Below are 16,048 nucleotides of genomic sequence, written 5' to 3' on the forward strand. Positions count from 1 at the left end.
CTCGCCGAGCGGCTCCCGGACCTGGTGGCCGAGCACGCGCGCAACCACCCGCTCGACCCCGCCGTGCCGCTCCCGGTCCTGGCCGCGCGGCTGCGCCTGCCGGCACCCGAGCTGGTCCGCGACCTGGTCCGCCCGCCGCTCCGGGTGGTCGACGGCCGGGTGCTGGGCGCGGAAGCCGCCGGCCTGCCCGACGGCGTACGCCGCTCCGTCGAGGCCGTGCTCGCCGACCTCGCCACGACGCCGTACGCCGCCCCGACCGCCGACCGGCTGCGCGAGCTCGGGCTGGACGAGCGCGCGCTGGGGGCCGCCGAGCGGAGCGGTTTGCTGCGGCGGGTGGGCCCCGGCATCGTGCTGGCGCCGGACGCCGTGGAGGCCGCCGTCGACCTGCTGCGCGACCTCGAGCAGCCCTTCACGACGAGCGCGGCGCGTGAGCGCCTGTCCACCAGCCGTCGGGTGGTCCTGCCCCTGCTCGACCACCTCGACCGCGCCGGCCGCACCCGGCGGCTGCCGGACAACCGGCGCGAGGTCGTGGGCTGAGGTCGTGGGCTGAGGTCGCTCGCTCCTACGCCACCGAGCGCTCGGGCGCGACCGGGACGAAGTCGACCTTCTCCCGCACCCCGCAGTCGGGGCAGCACCAGTCGTCGGGGATGTCGGCCCACGCCGTGCCGGCGGCGAAGCCCTCGTGCTCGTCGCCCGCGGCCACCTCGTAGACGTACTCGCAGCCGGGGCACCGGGCGGCCAGCACCTCCGTGGTGGTCGTGTCGGCCTCTTCGCTGGTTGAGGTGCGAGCGGAGCGAGCCTCGAAACCTGCGCCGCCGCCGGCGTACCTCTCCAGGTACGCCTCCCGCTTGCGCGGGCTGATGTTGGCCAGGGACACGTCGCCGCCGAAGTGGTCGACCACGCGCTGGTCCATCACCCGTCGCCACACGGCCGGCACGATCGCGAGCACGATCATCCCGGCGTACCCGGTCGGGAGCACCGGGCTCTCCTCGAAGTCGCGCAGCGTCTGGTAGCGCCGCGTCGGGTTCGCGTGGTGGTCGCTGTGGCGCTGCAGGTGGTAGAGCAGCACGTTGGTCGCGATGTTGTTGGAGTTCCAGCTGTGGCTGGGCAGCACCCGCTCGTAGCGCTGGCGCTCGCCCTCGCCGACCTTCTGGCGCAGCATCCCGTAGTGCTCCATGAAGTTGACGACCTCGAGGAGCGAGAAGCCGACGACCGCCTGGACCACGAGGTACGGCAGCACCTCGACTCCGAACGCGGCGACGACGGCGACCCAGAGCACCACCGACATCAGCCAGGCGTTGAGCACGTCGTTGTCCAGGCGCCACGGGCTCTGCTTGCGGCGCGCCAGACGGCGCTTCTCCAGGCGCCAGGCGGACCTCAGGGAGCCGCCGACCGTGCGCGGCCAGAACTGGTAGAAGTTCTCACCGAGCCGGGCGCTCGCGGGGTCCTCCGGGGTCGCGACCCGGACGTGGTGGCCGCGGTTGTGCTCGATGTAGAAGTGGCCGTAGAACACCTGTGCCAGCGCGATCTTGGACAGCCAGCGCTCGTTGGCCTCCTTCTTGTGGCCGAGCTCGTGGGCGGTGTTGATCCCGATGCCCCCGATGCAGCCGATGGAGATCGCCAGGCCCAGCTTGTCGAGCGTGGAGAGCGGCTGGTCGGCCAGCACGCCGAAGGCGTCCCATCCGCCGACGACCGCCATCGCGGCCAGGAACCCGGCGTACTGGATCGGCAGGAAGAGGTAGGTGATCCACCGGTAGTACCGGTCGGCCTCCAGCGCCTCGATCACGTCGTCCGGCGGGTTGGAGCGGTCGAGCCCGGCGACCAGGTCGATCGCCGGCACGATCCCGAGGATCACGATCGGGCCGACCCAGAACCAGACCGACCACCCGGTGGCGACGTAGCCGCCGAAGGCGACGAACGCCAGGCTCGGCACCACCAGGCCGATCAGCCAGAGGTACCGCTTGCTGTCGCGCCAGAGCGCGGTCGTGCCCTCGGGCACCGTGCCGCTGGGGGCGAGTCGGGTCGGGTAGCCGGCCATCGGGGACCTCCTGCCATCGGGTTTACATGACCATAGAATCTGTAAACTTGTTTGACAAGAGCGTCGAACATGTCAACTTCGGAATCCCCGGTCAGCCGGGGAACGCTGAACTTGTCGGCCCGTGCACGGCCTGACAAGTTCAGTGATCCCCGGTCCGCCGGGGATCACTGAACCTCGGCAGGCCGTCCGTGCTGCCGCCCGGACGTCTCATGCCTGCTGTTGCCCGCGTCACACCCGACCCGGGCGGGCGATAGGTTGTGCGCCATGGAGCATCCCTTCGGCATCGACTTCGGCGGCACCGGCATCAAGGGCGCGCCGGTCGACCTCGAGCGGGGCGACTTCGCGCACGACCGCGTCCGGATCGACACGCCCCGACCCGCCACCCCGCAGGCGGTGGCCGGGGTCTTCCAGCAGATCGTCGACAGCTTCGCGGCCTCCTCGCGACCGGTCGGCGTCACCGTGCCCGGCATCGTCCGCCGCGGCGTCGTGCTGTCGGCCGCCAACATCGACAAGTCCTGGATCGGCGAGGACGCCGACGCGATCTTCACCGAGGCGCTCGGTCGCGAGGTGCACGTCGTCAACGACGCCGACGCGGCCGGCCTCGCCGAGGCGGAGTACGGCGCCGCGAAGGGCCGCAAGGGCCTCGTCATGGTCATCACCCTGGGCACCGGCATCGGGTCGGCGATGATCTTCGACGGCCAGCTCGTGCCCAACTCCGAGATGGGTCACCTCGAGATCGACGGCGAGGTGGCCGAGGTGCGGGCCGCCACGAGCGCCCGCGAGCGCGAGGGGCTCAGCTGGGAGGCGTGGTCCGAGCGGCTGACGACGTACTTCCGCCACCTCGAGCGCCTGTTCACCCCGGACCTGTTCGTCATCGGGGGCGGGGTCAGCAAGTCGTGGGACAAGTTCGGCCACCTGATCCAGGTCGAGACCGAGATGGTCCCGGCGACCCTGCAGAACCGCGCCGGCATCGTCGGAGCCGCGCTGGTCGCACACCGCAAGGCCGGCCAGGAGGACTGAGCCGGGCCGCCCCGCGGGTCAGTCCGTGGAGCGCGGCACGGGACCGCTGACCTGCTCGAACGCGGCCGTCGCGCCGCGGAGGTAGCGCTCGACGACCGCCTTCTCCTCCTCGGTGAAGGAGGCGTCGTGCCGGTCGAGGGCGGCGAACATCGGCATCAGGTGGCCGATGATCTCGCCCCGCCCGGAGTCGGTGATGTGCAGCTCGGTGCGCCGGCGGTCCAGCTCGTGCGGGCGACGCTCGACGTGGCCGCGAGAGACCAGGCGGTCCACGATGCCCGTCGCGGCGGCGGTCGAGACCTCCAGCCGTCGGGCGACCTCCGCAGGTCCGATCTGCTCACGGCTGAGGTGCTCGAGCGTGACGAGCTCGGTCTCCGTGAGGCCCGAGCGCCGGGACACGACGTGGTTGACCCGGCTCCCGGCGGCGACGAGGTCGCGCAGCGCCAGCAGCGTGGGCGGCTGCCGCCGTTCCGCGCCGCGCTCGACCCACGCCGGAGCCGCGGGTGCCTGCGGCTGGTCGGTCATGACCCACCTCGCACGTGATGCCCCTCTCCCGGGCCCGCCCGCTGCGACGCCCGTCTTGCCTCGTCACCATCATACCGCTAACTTGATAAGTAATCTGCTTAGCAACCATCGGGACTAGCAATTAGCCGAGGAGCCTCCGTGTCCCCCCACCGCACCCCCGCCCCCGCCCGGTTCATCGCGGGACGTCGTACGGCCTGGCTGGTCGCGCTCGTCCCGATCCTCCTCGCCCTGGCGGTCCTCGCCCTGGTCCCGGAGGGTGACCGCGAGGCCAGCAGCACCGACACCTCGCCCGTGGGCGCGGACAGCACGGCGGCTGCCGAGCTGCTCGACGAGCTCCCCGAGGACGAGGGGCAGGTCGCCATCGTGCTGTGGACCGCCGACAGCGGCGAGCTCTCCGCGAGCGTGCAGCGCGACCTGACCCAGCAGGCGGTCGGCCTGCTCTCCGAGGCCGGTTCCGGTGAGGCGCCTCCCGGCGCCGGAGGCTCGGGAGGCAGCGGCGGCGCGGGTTCGGGCGACCCCGGCGGCGAGCAGCAGTCCCCGGTCGTGGTGGCCGAGGACGGCACGGCCGCGTTCGTCGCCGTACCGGTCACCTCGTCCTCGGCGACCGACAACATCGACAAGGTCGAGGAGCTGCGCGACACCCTGCGCGCCGACGCCCCCGACGGCGTGAGCGTCGCGGTCACCGGTCCGGCCGGCATCCAGGCCGACATCGGCCAGGTCTTCGACGGAGCCGACATCCGCCTGCTCGGTGCGACCGCGGCCGTCGTCGCGCTGCTGCTCATCATCACCTACCGCAGCCCCGTGCTCTGGCTGGTCCCGCTGACGGTCGTCGGCATCGCCGACCGGCTCTCCGCGATCGTCGCGACGAACGTCCTCGAGGTGGCCGGCATCGCCTGGGACGAGTCGACCGTCGGCATCCTCAGCGTGCTCGTCTTCGGCGCGGGCACCGACTACGCGCTGCTGCTGATCTCGCGCTACCGCGACGAGCTCAAGACCACCGAGTCCCGCTTCGAGGCCATGGCGCACGCGCTCTCCCGCACCTTCGAGGCCGTCGTCTCGAGCGCGACCACCGTGGTGCTGGGCCTGCTGACGCTCGTGCTGTCCACCATCCCGACCACCCGCGGCCTCGGCGTCGCCTGCGCCGTCGGTGTCGTCATCGCGGCGACCTTCGCCCTGGTCGTGCTGCCCGCCGCGCTGGTGGTCTTCGGCCGGTGGGTCTTCTGGCCGCGCGTCCCCCACGTCGGCGACACCGTGCTGGTCGAGTCCAACTCGCTCTGGCACCGCGTCGGCGCGGCCGTCGCGCGCCGACCGCGCACCTTCGTCGTCGGCACCGTCGTCGCGCTCGCCGTCCTGGCCACCGGCACGCTGTCGATCAGCACCGGGCTCCGGCCGGCCGACCAGTTCCTCGAGCGCCCGGAGGCGATCGCGGCGGCGGAACGCCTCGGCGAGTCCTTCCCTGCCGGCACCAGCGACCCGGTGCAGGTCGTCACCCGCGCCGACGCCGAGCAGGTGCTCGCCGCGGTCGAGGACGTCGAGGGCGTCACCTCGGCACGCGTCACGACCAGCGCCGACGGCATCTCCCAGATCGACGCCGTCCCCGACGCCAGCCCGGGCAGCGACGAGGCCCGCGCCCTGGTCGGCGACGTGCGTGACGCCGTCGCCGGCTTCGACGACACCCACGTGGGCGGTGGTGACGCCGAGGCGGTCGACGCCCAGGAGTACGCCGCCAAGGACCGGATGCTGATCCTGCCGATCATCCTGCTGCTCGTCCTCGGCGCCCTCGTCGTGCTGCTGCGCTCGGTCGTCGCCCCGCTGCTGCTGGTCGCCACCGTCGTCGCGACGTACGCCGCCAGCATGGGCGCGTCGTGGTGGCTGTTCCGCAGCGTCTTCGACTTCGCCGCCATGGACACCGGCGTCCCGCTGCTGGCGTTCCTCTTCCTGGTGGCGCTCGGCGTCGACTACAACATCTTCCTCGTCACCCGGGCCCGCGAGGAGGCCCGCGAGCACGGCACCCGGACCGGCATGCTGCGCGCGCTCACCGCGACCGGCGGCGTGATCACGAGTGCGGGCATCCTGCTCGCCGCGGTCTTCGCGGTCCTCGGCGTGCTGCCGCTGGTGGTGCTCGCCCAGCTCGGGGCGATCATCTTCGTCGGCGTGCTGCTCGACACCCTCGTCGTGCGCACCGTCCTGGTCCCGGCGCTCGCGATCACCCTCGGCGAGAAGTTCTGGTGGCCGCGGAAGGTCACGGGCTGAGCACCGCGGGGAGCGCTACCCCTCGCGGCCGCTGATGGCGGAGGCGACCCGCTTGGTCACGTCGGGGTGGAACACGCTGGGGATGATGAAGGCGGCGTGCAGCTCCTCCTCGCTGACGGTGTCGGCGATGGCCTGTGCGGCGCGCAGCAGCATGTCGGTCGTCACGTGCGCGGCGCCGGCGTCGAGGAGGCCGCGGAAGACGCCGGGGAAGGCGAGCACGTTGTTGATCTGGTTGGGGTAGTCCGATCGCCCGGACGCCACGACCGCGGCGTGCTTGCCGGCCTCGGCGGGGTCGACCTCGGGGTCGGGGTTGGCGAGCGCGAAGACGACGGGCTTCTCGGCCATCGTCGGGATCCACTGCGGGTCGAGGATGCCGGGCGCCGAGACGCCGATGAACACGTCGGCGCCGACCAGCACCTCCTGGAGCGAGCCGGTCGCGCGGCGCGGGTTCGTCGCGGCGGCGAGCTCGGCGTGGGCGCTGGACAGGCTGCCGTCGTCGGCCGACAGGGCCCCCTCGCGGTCGACGACCACGACGTCCTGGGCACCGGCGGCGAGCAGCAGCGTCACGATCGCCGTACCGGCCGCACCGGCGCCGGACACCACGATGCGGACGTCGGTGAGCTGCTTGTCGACGCAGCGCATCGCGTTGGTGAGGGCGGCGAGCACCACGATCGCGGTGCCGTGCTGGTCGTCGTGGAAGACCGGGATGTCCAGGGACTCGCGCAGCCGTCGCTCGATCTCGAAGCAGCGCGGGGCGGCGATGTCTTCGAGGTTGATGCCGCCGAAGCCGGGCGCGATCATCTCGACCGCCCGGACGATCTCGTCGGTGTCCTGGCTGGCGAGGCAGATCGGCCACGCGTCGATGTCGGCGAACCGCTTGAAGAGCGCCGCCTTGCCCTCCATCACCGGCATCGCGGCGCCCGGTCCGATGTTCCCGAGGCCGAGGACGGCCGACCCGTCGGTGACCACGGCGACCGAGTTGCCCTTGATGGTGAGCTTGCGGACGTCGTCGGGGTTGTCGTGGATCGCCATCGAGACCCGGCCGACACCCGGCGTGTAGGCCATCGAGAGGTCGTCACGGGTGCGCAGCGGCACCTTGGACTCCACCGAGATCTTGCCGCCGAGGTGGAGCAGGAACGTGCGGTCGCTGACCTTGTGCACCGTGACGCCGTCGACGGTGTCGACCGCGGAGACCAGGTCCTGCGAGTGCTCGGCGTCCGCGGCCGAGCAGGTGACGTCGACGACGAGGCGGTCGTGGCGCGACTCGGTCACGTCGATGGCGGTGACCACGCCGCCCTGCGAGGCGATCGCGGTCGCGACGGCACCGACGACGCCGTGGTCGGGAGCGGTGTACAACCGCATGGTGATCGAGTACGACGACGCGGTTGCTGCCATGTCCACGACCCTCCCCCGCCGCCGGGGTTACCAGCAAGTCATCTCCGGCTAGGTTTGCGATATGGACATAAAGTTCGCCGACGCACCCGAGCGCAGCCGCTACGAGCTGACGTCAGGTGAGGAGGTCATCGGATTCATCGACTACCGCCTGCACGGCGACGTGATCACGATGGTCCACACCGAGGTCGACGAGGCGTACTCCGGCCAGGGCCACGCGGGCACGCTCGCCCGCTCGGCGCTCGACGACGCCCGCTCGCGGGGGCTGTCCGTGGTGCCGTCGTGCCCCTACGTCGCGTCGTACATCGAGAAGCACCCGGAGTACGCCGACCTCGTCCGGCACTGATCCCTCACCGCACGACGCTGTCGGTGATCGTCCGGCGGGCGCCGAGGAAGAAGATCCCCGGGATCGTCTCGAAGCCGTCGCTCGGGTTGTCCTCCAGCCGCGAGCCCCGGATGGTCAGGGTGCCGCTGCGGTCGTTGGGCACGAAGAAGATCGCGCCGCCGCCCTCGCGGGCCCGGTTGCCGGTGATCGTGGAGTCCTCCACGACGAGGTGGATGTCGTCGCCGTCCATGTAGATCGCGCCGCCCGAGCCGCCGCCGGGGGTCCCGGGCCGCGACGGGTTGGCGCCGCGGCCGACGGCCCGGTTGGCGGTGAAGGTCGAGTCGACGACCCGCCACGAGACGCCGATGCTGCTCAGCGCCGACCCGTTGCTGCAGCGCCCGCCGGTGAAGGTCGAGCGCTTCACCACGACCGGTCGGTCGCGGTGCTGGTCGAGGACCCGCACGGCCGCACCCCCGAGGTCGGGCCCGGTGCGCTCGCACCGGTTGCCGGCGAACTCGGAGTCGAGGAGCTTCAGCCGGCCGCCGCGGACGAAGATCGCGCCACCGCCACCTCCGTCGGTCGCCTCGCCGACCGAGCTGCCACCGACGAAGCGCATCCGCTTCACGACCAGCCTGGGCTCGGCCTGGTCGTTGCAGTGCGACGTCGTCCAGACCTGCGCCCGGTCGCAGGTGTTCATGTAGAGGATGCGCCGCTGCCCCTGGCCGCTGAGGGTGACGGTGCCGCCGCCGTCGAGGACGACCGATGCGGACGTGTTGACGACCTTGGCGGTCTGCTCCATCGCGATGGTCACCGGGCCGGGACCGCAGTCGAAGGTGATCAGGCCGCCCCGGGCGACCGCCCGCACGACGGCCCGCGACGTGCAGGACGCGGGGGTGCCGCTGCCCACGACCGTGGCGGCCGCCCTGTCGTCGGTCGAGGTGCGAGCGGCCCGGGCCTCGAGACCACTCGCACCGACCGGTGTGGCCGACGCCGCCACCGCGGCGAGGGCCGCCGCGACGAGGACGCCGGCTCTCATCAGAGCGCCTTCTCGATGTCGCCGGCCAGCTTCTCCGGCTCGGTGGTCGGCGCGTAGCGGTCGATGACCTGGCCGTCGCGGCCGACGAGGAACTTGGTGAAGTTCCACTTGATCTTGTCGCCGAGCAGGCCGCCCTTGGAGTCCTTGAGCCACTCGAACAGCGGGTGCGCGTCCTTGCCGTTGACGTCGACCTTGGAGAACAGCGGGAACGTCACGCCGAAGTTGCGCTCGCAGAACTCCGCGATCTCCGCCTCGTCGCCAGGCTCCTGGTTGCCGAACTGGTCGCAGGGGAACCCGAGCACGACGAGGCCCTGGTCCGCGTAGGTGTCGTGGAGCTGCTGGAGGCCCTTGTACTGGCCGGTGAAGCCGCACTGCGAGGCGGTGTTCACGACCAGCACGACCTTGCCGTCGTACTGGGACAGGTCGGTGTCCGTGCCGTCGATCGCGGCCGCCGAGAAGTCGGAGAGAGAGGTCATGCCTCCGAGTCTGCCAGCGCTCAGTAGGAGAAGGTCGTCGCGCCCTCGTCGCCGATCCACTGCCACATCGGCACGGTCCCGCCCATCTGGGCGTTGGGCAGCAGGTTCTCGGGGTCCAGCGCCTTGGCGTTGAAGCAGATCGGGCAGACGAGGTACGTGCCGCCCGCCGCCTCGTAGCGGGCGAGCAGGTCGGGCAGCGAGGGGCAGCCCTCGCAGGCGGTGCCGACCGCGGTGCCCGGCTGGACCAGGCGGACCGCCTCCTTGGTGAGGAACATCAAGGTGGGCCGGCCCTGCTGCGCGGCGCCGACGGCGACGAGGAACGCGACGGTGACCTTCTCGGGGTCCTCGAGTCCGGTGGTGAGGCTGATGACTGCCTTGTTCGACATGGTGGTGCTCCTTCGGTCGATGGTGTGCTCCGAAGGTCGCACCGGCGCAGGGGCCGGGGCTTCCGCGCCGACGCGCAACCGCGGGCGGACGCATGGCGGCGGACGCGTACGCGTACGTCGCGGCGGCGATCAGGCCAGCACGCGGGCGACGGCCGCGGTGCGGGCGTTGCGGCCCGACAGCCCGAGCTTGAGGTAGACGTTCTGCAGGTGGCGCTCGACCGTGCGCACGCTGAGGGTCAGCCGGTCCGCGATGCCGGCGTTGTCGAGGCCCTCCGCGGCGAGCTGCAGGATCTCCCGCTCGCGCTCGGACAGCCCCGCGAGGGAGGGTGTGGGGCGGCCGTCGGCGAGGAAGGCCGCGACCTCGTCGCGGAACACCTGCCACGCCGGCTCGTCGGCCAGCAGGACGTGGTTGCGCGAGTCCAGCATCACCAGCCGGGCGTCGGGGATGTCGCCGGCGAGCCGCTGCCCCCACGCCGGCGCGACGCGGTCGCCGGCGGCGTGCAGCACGAGCGTCGGGACGGAGATGCCGGGCAGCAGGGCGCGGACGTCGGTCCGGTGCCGCGCGATCCGGCTCCGCACGGCGTTGTCGGTGTCGGTGGACGTGCGCTGCAGCTCGTCCATCCACTCCATCTGCTGCTCGGTCGCGCCGGGGATGAACGCGGTGGTGAAGACCCGCCGGAAGGTGCTGTCCGGACGCTGCCAGCCCGCCCGGATCATCGCCAGGAAGGCGGTCTCGGCCTCCGGGTCGTCGTCCGCGCCGCCCGCGGCCATGCCGCCGTAGAGCACGAGCCGCTCCACCCGGTCGGGATGGGCGTGGGCGTAGGCCAGCGCCACCGGAGCGCCTCCTGACATGCCCATCACCGAGAAGCGGTCCAGGCCCGTCGCGTCGACCAGCGTCTCGAGGTCGGCCAGGCGCCGCTCGAGGCCGAAGTCGGCCACCTCCCGGTCGGACAGCCCGAAGCCGCGCTCGTCGTACCGCACGACCGTGGCCAGGTCACCGAGGTCGTCGAGGAAGTGCCGCCAGACCGGGCTGTGCCAGTCGTGCTGGAGGTGGCTGAGCCAGCAGGAGACGATCAGGAGCGGCGGCCCGGAGCCGTGGCGCGCCCAGGCGAGGCGTACGCCGTCGTCCGTGCGGCAGAAGCGCACCTCCTGGTCCACCTCGTCAGGCTACTCGCGCGACGCGTCCCACCGCCTCCCTCGAATCGGTCAGGACGGGCCGGGGATGTAGCGGGCTGAGGGGACCGCTGAGGGTGGTGGTTCGGGCTCCGTCGGCGGGTCGAGCCGCGACCGGAGGCGCTTGAGCGCACGGTGCCGGCTCACCCGCACCGCCACGCTGGTCATGCCGAGCGCCTGGGCGGTGGCGGCGACGTCGAGGCCGATGACCTCCGTGCACGCCAGTACGTCGCGCTCGCGGCGCGGCAGCCGCCCGAGCTCGCTCCGGACCCAGTCCAGGCCGCTGACGGCGTCCTGCGGGTCCACCGGGACGTCACCGGGCCCGGCGTCCTCGCGGCCCTCCAGGGAGGCGGTCGCCCGCAGGGCCCCGCGTCGGAGCTGGTTCGCGGCCACCTTGCGCCCGATGCCGAACAACCATCCGGCGAACTCCTCGCTCGTCCCGTGGAACTGGTGCACCCTGCGGGCCGCGACCAACCAGGTCTCGGACGCGACGTCGTCGGCCGTCACCGCGCTGTCGACCGGCTGCCGGGCGCGCAGCCAGAGCAGCAGACGACCGGCATGCGCCACGTAGAGCGCATGCCAGGCGTCGGGGTCGCCCGCCTTGGCGGACGTGACGGTCGGGTCGTCGGTCACGGAGGGCTGTGTCCCCCACTCCCTGCGGACGAGCCGCGGTGTCGGCCCCCGCCGCGGTCGGGGCCGCGCTCGCCCGAACGCTTGCCGGGTCGTTCGCCGGCGCGATCGCCGCCCTGGCCACCGCCCTTGGTACCGGCCTGGTTGCTGTGGGGGTTGCTGTTCGCGTTGCCGTTCGGGTCGCGGGCCGGATCGGGGTGACCCTTCCCGCCCTGGCGGTCGGGGCCCCGGACCTCGTGCTCCGCCTCGTCCCGGTCCTTGTCCCGGTCCTTGTCCCGGTCCTTGTCCCGGTCCTTGTCCCGGTCCTTGTCCCGGTCCTTGTCCCGGTCCTTGTCCCGGTCCTTGTCCCGGTCCTTGTCCCGGCTCTTCTCGCGGTCCTTGTCGCGGCCCTCGTCCCGGTCGCCGCCACGTGGCCGCTTGCCGGTGCGCTCCCCGCGCGTTCTCTCCTCGTCCGCGCGGTCCCCGCCCGGCGTGGTGGACAGGTCGCCCCCAGCGCCCGGGCCGTCTGTCCCGGGCTCCGTCCCGCCCTCCGTCTCGTCGGGTGCCTGGAGGGGGGTGCTCGGCGCCGTCGCGGGTGCGGGTCGGGTGGGCTCGGGCGCGCTGCCGGTCAGTGATGCCGCGACGACGGCGCTGCCCGCCACCACGAGGGCGGCGGCGGCCGCGGCGAGCGTCGGACGCCAGGGCCCGAACCACGCCAGCACAGAGGAGTCGGCCCAACCCCGGGGGGTGGGCCGGGCCGACTCCTCGCTCAACCGCATGAGGAAGGCCCGGTCAGGGACCAGCACCGGCGGGTCGAGGCGCAGCCCCGACTCTCCGTGCTCCTTGCTGCTCATGCGGAAGCTCCTGTGTCCGTCCGGTCAGCGGCGGCCGCCGCCACCGATCGTGGCGAAGGCGTCACCGGCGGCGAAGGCGTCGGTCCCGACCACGGCGTCCAGGGCGTCGGAGGACTCCTCGGTCAGCTGGAGCTCACTCGAGCCCCACCCGCGCGAGCCTCCCCGACGCTCGTCCCCGTGTCCAGACGTGTCGGCGTCGGGACGGATCTTCACCAGCGTCAGGACCGGCACGTCCTCGGCGCCGTCGACGTCGGCGGTGATGACGCGCTCGGCCTTGTCGAACGCGAAGCCCGTCCAGCTCGTCGTACCGGCGAGGGAGGTGAAGTCGATGGTCGCGGCGGAGCGGTCAGAGCCGCGCGTGCCGCGCAGCCGGTCGTCGGAGTCGTGGTCGTCGTGGTGGCGACGGCCCCCGCCGAGCTTGATGACGATCAGCTCGTCTCGGTTGCGGTCCACCCGTGCGCCGTCGCTGCCCTCGACCTCGACGGAAGCGGTGTCGAGGATCGCGGTTGCCTCCTCGGTGAGGGTGATCCAGCCGGCCCGCACCTGCCAGGGGCCGTGTCCCCCGTGACCGTGCCCGCCGTGGCCGTGCTTGCCGCCGTGGTGGCCACGGCCGCCTTCGCCCTCACCCTGGGCCTGGGCGGGTGCGCCCGCGGTCGTCAGGGCGACGGCGGAGACGAGCGCTGCGGTGGACAGGAGTCGCAGGTGCTTCACGAGATGCTCCTCGGATTGGTCGGAGGTGGGGGCGGGCGCGCGCCGGGGAGCGCGGCCCCTCTCACCACGTACCTGTCGTGAGGACCGCCGGGCGTTACACGCCCCCGAGACTTTTTCTTCGCGCGGGCCGGACCGAGGGGGATCAGTCGTCGAGCGCGTCGAGCTCGCCCAACGCCGACTCCCAGCGCTCCCGCCGCTGCGAGTCGGTCTGCTCCCACCACGGCGTGCCCCGTTCGCCGAGGCCGACCTTCGCCAGCCGGGTCCGGTGCCGGGTGGCCGCCAGCTCCGCCTCGGACCCCGCCGTCCGCACGCCCGAGCGGCCGCGTCCGAGGTGGGACTTCAGGCGGGCGAGCGCGTCCGCGGGGATGGCCGGGTCCGTACGCCGCCACCGCCGGCCGTCGACGACCAGCCACCTCTCGTCCTCCGACGAGGAGTCAGTGCGCTGTGCCATGCCCCGAGTCTGACGGGTCGCTGTGCACCCGAGGTGGTGCGGTGCCGACCGCGCCCGGGGAACGACGAAGGCCCCGGACGACGTCCGGGGCCTTCGTGGTGTGGTGCGCGAGGGGGGAGTTGAACCCCCACGTCCTTTCGGACACACGGACCTGAACCGTGCGCGTCTGCCTATTCCGCCACTCGCGCTTGAAGCGGGCTCAGGCTACCCCACGCCTCGCGCGGCCTCCCAATCGGCTGCTGCCCGGGGCGCCAGCGTGGCGCTGGTGCGCCCGGCCGGTACGCTCGCTGGCACCGGCCGGGCGGTCGTTCGTGCCTGCCCACCACAACGATGCGTCCACCAACGCGAGGAGAGGAGGCCCGTGTGAACGCCCTGCAGCGCTTCGAGCAGCGGCTCGAGCAGCTCATCTCCGGCGCCTTCGCCCGCGCCTTCCGCAGCGCCGTGCAGCCGGTCGAGATCGCGGCGGCGCTCCAGCGCGAGTGCGACAACAACGCCCAGGTCCTCAGCCGCCAGCGCCGGCTGGTTCCCAACGACTTCCACGTCGAGCTGTCCCCGACCGACCTCGACCGCATCGTCGGCCTCGGCCGCGCCCTCGAGCAGGACCTCGTCGACCAGCTGCAGGACCACGCCGACGCCCAGGGCTACGTCTTCACCGGCCCGATCTCGGTGGCCTTCGAGTCCGCCGACGACCTGACCACGGGCCGCTTCCGCATCCGCAGCAAGGCGCAGGCCAGCGTCACCGACAACGACCAGCGCACCCGCACCCGCTCCTCGCACGCCACGCTCGAGGTCAACGGCACCCGCCACCCGTTGCGCCCCCCGGGCCTGGTCATCGGCCGCGGCACCGAGGCCGACCTGCGCATCAACGACCCGGGCGTGAGCCGTCGCCACCTCGAGCTCGAGGTCTCCATCGACGGCGTCGAGGCCGTCGACCTGGGCTCGACCAACGGGATCATGGTCGACGGCACCAAGGTCTCCCGCGCCCGGCTCCACGACGGCTCGATGATCCGGATCGGCCACACCGAGATGACCGTGCGCATCGACGGCGGTCGCGACGAGGCCGGGGGCTGGAATGTCTGAACTGACCCTGTTCTTGATCCGGGTGGCGTTCCTGGCCATCCTCTGGATCTTCGTGCTGTCGGCCATCTCGGTGATCCGCTCCGACATGTTCGGCGCCCGGGTCCCCGAGACCGCGCGGGGCGGCGCACCCGCGCCGACCGCCCGCAAGTCCGGCGGCAAGCCCCGCAAGCCGCGGCGCGGCGCGCCGACCCACCTGCTCGTGGTCGAGGGCGAGAACTCCGGCATCCGCGCCGAGCTCGCCGACGCACCGCTGCTCATCGGCCGCGGCAGCGACGCCGCCATCAAGCTCGACGACGACTACGTCTCCACCCGCCACGCCCGTGTCGCGGCCAGCGGCGACGAGTGGTTCGTCGAGGACCTGGGCTCGACGAACGGCACCTACGTCGGCCCGGTCCGCATCACCCAGCCCACCACCATCGGGCTCGGCGTGCAGGTGCGGGTCGGCAAGACGATCCTGGAGCTGAGGAAGTGACCCTCTACCTCCACTACTCCGCGATCTCCGACGTGGGGCGGGTGCGCCGGGAGAACCAGGACAGCGGCTACGCCGGCCCCTGGCTGCTGACGGTGTGCGACGGCGTGGGCGGCGCCGTCCGCGGTGACCTCGCGTCGAGCACGGCCGTGCAGGCGCTGCGCAAGCTCGACCAGCGCCCCGACGAGGACATCCTCGGCCAGGTCGCCGGCGCCATCCACCGCGCCGACGACCGCATCGCCGAGCTGGTCGAGGAGGACCCCGCCCTCAACGGGACGTCGACCACCGCCACCGTCGCGCTCTTCGACGGCACGCGCTTCGGGCTCGGCCACATCGGCGACAGCCGCGCCTACCTCTACCGCGAGGGCGAGCTGAGCCAGCTCACCCACGACCACACCTTCGTCCAGTCGCTCATCGACGAGGGCCGCATCACCGAGGAGCAGTCGCGGACCCACCCGCACCGCAACCTCATCCTCAAGGCGCTCGACGGCATCCGGCACGAGGAGCCCGACCTCTTCGAGCTCACCGCGCAGGTCGGCGACCGCATCTTCGTGTGCAGCGACGGCGCCTGCGGCACCCTCAGCCCCGAGCGGATCGCCGACATCCTCTCCAGCGGCACCCCCGACTTCGCCGCCGTCGAGATGGTGCGCGCCAGCCTCGAGGCCGGCAGCACCGACAACGTCACCTGCATCGTCGCCGACGTGTCCGAGGAGGCGCCGCCCGAGGAGCTCGTGCCGCTGCTCGTCGGCGCCGCAGCCGACCTGCCGCGCCGGATGCCGCTCGCCGGCGCCGTCGGCGGCCTCTTCCGGGGCCACCGCTCGGGCGACACCGGGGAGATCCCGCCCGTGCCCGGCGACGTGCCCGAGGGCGCCTTCCCCGCCGACCCGATCGACCCCGAGGCCGCGCGCTACGCCCCTCGCGACCCCGGCCGCCACCGCTGGCTGCGCCGGCTGCTCCTGGTCGTCGTCCTCGCCGGCCTGGCGTGGGTCGTCCTGGCCGCGGGCTGGTCCTGGAGCCAGCAGCAGTTCTACGTCGCCGAGCACGACGGCAAGGTCGCGATCTTCCGCGGCATCAACGCCGACCTCCCCGGCCTCTCCCTCTCCCATCCCTACGAGGTGACCGACGTGGACCTCGACCGGCTCAGCGACATCGAGGCCGAGACCGTCCGCGACGGCATCGAGGCCGACGACCTCGACGAGGCGCGCTCGACCGTCGACAACTACGCCGCGATCCAGGACGTCGACTGAGGGTGA

18 protein-coding genes and 1 tRNA gene are annotated in these 16,048 nt (G+C 72.6%); 7 read left to right on the plus strand and 12 right to left on the minus strand.

All coding sequences use genetic code 11. The features are described 5' to 3' along the window. Window positions 1–537, plus strand: a 537-nt coding sequence (locus Q9S36_RS37300; protein WP_311289818.1) for a SelB C-terminal domain-containing protein, incomplete at its 5' end; no start/stop codon positions are given. 25 nt (window positions 538–562) lie between these two features. Here Q9S36_RS37300 and Q9S36_RS37305 read toward each other — a convergent pair. After that, complete coding sequence (locus Q9S36_RS37305; protein ID WP_311289819.1) at window positions 563–2,038, minus strand: fatty acid desaturase; 1,476 nt, start codon at window positions 2,036–2,038, stop codon at window positions 563–565. 264 nt (window positions 2,039–2,302) lie between these two features. On the opposite strand from Q9S36_RS37305, the gene ppgK reads away from it, so the two are divergent. After that, complete coding sequence (ppgK, locus tag Q9S36_RS37310; RefSeq protein ID WP_311289820.1) at window positions 2,303–3,058, plus strand: polyphosphate--glucose phosphotransferase; 756 nt, start codon at window positions 2,303–2,305, stop codon at window positions 3,056–3,058. Window positions 3,059–3,076: 18 nt separating this feature from the next. On the opposite strand, the gene Q9S36_RS37315 is transcribed toward ppgK, so the two are convergent. Then, a complete protein-coding gene (locus tag Q9S36_RS37315) occupies window positions 3,077–3,580 on the minus strand; it encodes a MarR family transcriptional regulator (RefSeq protein ID WP_311289821.1) in 504 nt (167 codons plus the stop codon). Window positions 3,581–3,718: 138 nt separating this feature from the next. Between Q9S36_RS37315 and Q9S36_RS37320 the strand changes: the two genes are divergently transcribed. Next, window positions 3,719–5,833: an MMPL family transporter gene (locus tag Q9S36_RS37320; protein ID WP_311289822.1), complete on the plus strand. Its 2,115-nt coding sequence runs from the start codon at window positions 3,719–3,721 to the stop codon at window positions 5,831–5,833. 15 nt (window positions 5,834–5,848) lie between these two features. Here Q9S36_RS37320 and Q9S36_RS37325 read toward each other — a convergent pair whose 3' ends face one another. Continuing rightward, a complete protein-coding gene (locus tag Q9S36_RS37325) occupies window positions 5,849–7,228 on the minus strand; it encodes an NAD-dependent malic enzyme (protein WP_311289823.1) in 1,380 nt (459 codons plus the stop codon). 61 nt (window positions 7,229–7,289) lie between these two features. Here Q9S36_RS37325 and Q9S36_RS37330 point away from each other — a divergent pair, with 61 nt between their 5' ends. Further along, complete coding sequence (locus Q9S36_RS37330; protein ID WP_311289824.1) at window positions 7,290–7,571, plus strand: GNAT family N-acetyltransferase; 282 nt, start codon at window positions 7,290–7,292, stop codon at window positions 7,569–7,571. Window positions 7,572–7,575: 4 nt separating this feature from the next. Here Q9S36_RS37330 and Q9S36_RS37335 read toward each other — a convergent pair whose 3' ends face one another. The 9 genes from Q9S36_RS37335 to Q9S36_RS37375 all read right to left on the minus strand — a co-directional run bounded on the left by Q9S36_RS37335 (window position 7,576) and on the right by Q9S36_RS37375 (window position 13,434). Then, the gene (locus Q9S36_RS37335) at window positions 7,576–8,586 is read right to left on the minus strand and encodes a hypothetical protein (RefSeq protein ID WP_311289825.1); all 1,011 of its coding nucleotides are present in this window, start codon (window positions 8,584–8,586) and stop codon (window positions 7,576–7,578) included. Beyond that, a complete protein-coding gene (locus Q9S36_RS37340) occupies window positions 8,586–9,062 on the minus strand; it encodes a glutathione peroxidase (RefSeq protein ID WP_311289826.1) in 477 nt (158 codons plus the stop codon). Before Q9S36_RS37340 ends, Q9S36_RS37335 begins: the two co-directional genes overlap by 1 nt. A gap of 20 nt (window positions 9,063–9,082) precedes the next feature. Further along, window positions 9,083–9,448 carry a peroxiredoxin gene (locus tag Q9S36_RS37345; RefSeq protein ID WP_311289828.1) on the minus strand — a complete coding sequence of 122 codons (366 nt, stop codon included), beginning with the start codon at window positions 9,446–9,448 and terminating at the stop codon, window positions 9,083–9,085. Window positions 9,449–9,577: 129 nt separating this feature from the next. Then, window positions 9,578–10,606: an alpha/beta fold hydrolase gene (locus Q9S36_RS37350; protein ID WP_311289829.1), complete on the minus strand. Its 1,029-nt coding sequence runs from the start codon at window positions 10,604–10,606 to the stop codon at window positions 9,578–9,580. A gap of 48 nt (window positions 10,607–10,654) precedes the next feature. Further along, a complete protein-coding gene (locus Q9S36_RS37355) occupies window positions 10,655–11,254 on the minus strand; it encodes an RNA polymerase sigma factor (protein ID WP_311289830.1) in 600 nt (199 codons plus the stop codon). Then, complete coding sequence (locus Q9S36_RS37360) at window positions 11,251–12,084, minus strand: hypothetical protein (protein ID WP_311289831.1); 834 nt, start codon at window positions 12,082–12,084, stop codon at window positions 11,251–11,253. Before Q9S36_RS37360 ends, Q9S36_RS37355 begins: the two co-directional genes overlap by 4 nt. Before the next feature lie 24 nt (window positions 12,085–12,108). Continuing rightward, window positions 12,109–12,795 (minus strand): hypothetical protein, encoded by a 687-nt coding sequence (locus Q9S36_RS37365; protein ID WP_311289832.1) that lies wholly within the window; start codon window positions 12,793–12,795, stop codon window positions 12,109–12,111. Window positions 12,796–12,937: 142 nt separating this feature from the next. Beyond that, window positions 12,938–13,246: a biopolymer transporter Tol gene (locus Q9S36_RS37370; RefSeq protein WP_311289833.1), complete on the minus strand. Its 309-nt coding sequence runs from the start codon at window positions 13,244–13,246 to the stop codon at window positions 12,938–12,940. A gap of 101 nt (window positions 13,247–13,347) precedes the next feature. Next, a tRNA-Leu gene (locus Q9S36_RS37375) sits at window positions 13,348–13,434 on the minus strand. 175 nt (window positions 13,435–13,609) lie between these two features. On the opposite strand from Q9S36_RS37375, the gene Q9S36_RS37380 reads away from it, so the two are divergent. Genes Q9S36_RS37380 through Q9S36_RS37390 form a run of 3 tightly spaced genes read left to right on the plus strand, consistent with a single transcriptional unit; the run spans window position 13,610 to window position 16,042 of the window. Next, window positions 13,610–14,326, plus strand: a complete 717-nt coding sequence (locus Q9S36_RS37380; protein ID WP_311289834.1) for a DUF3662 and FHA domain-containing protein — start codon at window positions 13,610–13,612, stop codon at window positions 14,324–14,326. After that, window positions 14,319–14,798, plus strand: coding sequence for an FHA domain-containing protein (locus Q9S36_RS37385; RefSeq protein ID WP_311289835.1), 480 nt, complete (start codon window positions 14,319–14,321; stop codon window positions 14,796–14,798). The genes Q9S36_RS37380 and Q9S36_RS37385 overlap by 8 nt, the downstream gene beginning before the upstream one ends. Further along, complete coding sequence (locus Q9S36_RS37390) at window positions 14,795–16,042, plus strand: protein phosphatase 2C domain-containing protein (RefSeq protein WP_311289836.1); 1,248 nt, start codon at window positions 14,795–14,797, stop codon at window positions 16,040–16,042. The genes Q9S36_RS37385 and Q9S36_RS37390 overlap by 4 nt, the downstream gene beginning before the upstream one ends. Window positions 16,043–16,048 lie beyond the last annotated feature (6 nt).

The sequence above is a fragment of the Microbacterium sp. ARD31 genome, from assembly GCF_031844425.1.